The organism is Streptomyces sp. NPDC051172 (genome assembly GCF_040682555.1).
Classification (GTDB): Bacteria; Actinomycetota; Actinomycetes; order Streptomycetales; family Streptomycetaceae; genus Streptomyces.
The window spans coordinates 1-1,178 of record NZ_JBFBBE010000409.1; the positions used below are offsets into that span (position 1 = coordinate 1).

Genomic DNA, 1,178 nt, shown 5'->3' on the forward strand with positions numbered 1-1,178 from the left:
CGCCTGGCGGCGGCGTTGACGCCGGAGGTGGACGCGGTGCTGGCCCGGCATCCGCTGCGGGAGTTCGTCACCGCCTCGCAGACCCTGCCGCTGCTGGTGGAACGCGAACGCGCCCTGTACGGCGCCTGGTACGAGTTCTTCCCCCGCTCCGAAGGCACCCCCGACCAGCCACACGGCACCTTCCGCACCGCCGCCCGCCGCCTCCCCGCGATCGCCGCCATGGGCTTCGACGTCGTCTACCTCCCCCCCATCCACCCCATCGGCACCACCTTCCGCAAAGGCCGCAACAACACCCTCTCCGCCGGCCCCGACGACGTCGGCGTGCCCTGGGCCATCGGCTCCCCCGAAGGCGGCCACGACACCGTCCACCCAAAACTCGGCACCCTCGACGACTTCGCCTGGTTCGTCCGCCAGGCCGAGGCACACGGCCTGGAAGTGGCCCTGGACTTCGCCCTGCAGTGCTCCCCCGACCACCCCTGGGTCCACAAACACCCCGAGTGGTTCCACCACCGCCCCGACGGCACCATCGCCTACGCCGAGAACCCGCCCAAGAAGTACCAGGACATCTACCCCATCGCCTTCGACGCCGACATGGACGGCCTGATCACCGAAACCCTGCGGGTCCTGCGCCTGTGGATGGACCTGGGCGTGCGGATCTTCCGCGTCGACAACCCCCACACCAAACCGGTCGTCTTCTGGGAGAAGGTCATCGCGGAGATCAACGCCGCCGACCCCGACGTGATCTTCCTCGCCGAGGCCTTCACCCGCCCCGCCATGATGCACACCCTGGCCCAGATCGGCTTCCAGCAGTCCTACACCTACTACACCTGGCGCAACACCAAGCAGGAACTCACCGACTACCTCACCGAACTCTCCGGCGAGGCAGCCGCCTACATGCGCCCCAACTTCTTCGTCAACACCCCCGACATCCTCCACGCCTTCCTGCAGCACGGCGGCCGACCGGCCTTCGCACTGCGCGCAATCCTGGCCGCCACCCTCTCCCCCACCTGGGGCATCTACTCCGGCTACGAACTGTGCGAGAACACCCCCCTGCGCGAGGGCAGCGAGGAATACCTGGACTCCGAGAAGTACCAGCTGCGCCCGCGCGACTGGCAGACCGCCGAACGCGAAGGCCGCACCATCACCCCCCTCATCACCCGCCTCAACGCCATCCGACG

At 68.6% G+C, this 1,178-nt stretch carries 1 pseudogene; it reads left to right on the plus strand.

The window, feature by feature from the left end:
- A pseudogene (locus tag AB0N07_RS51520) lies at positions 1-1,178 on the plus strand (alpha-1,4-glucan--maltose-1-phosphate maltosyltransferase); the annotation flags it as partial.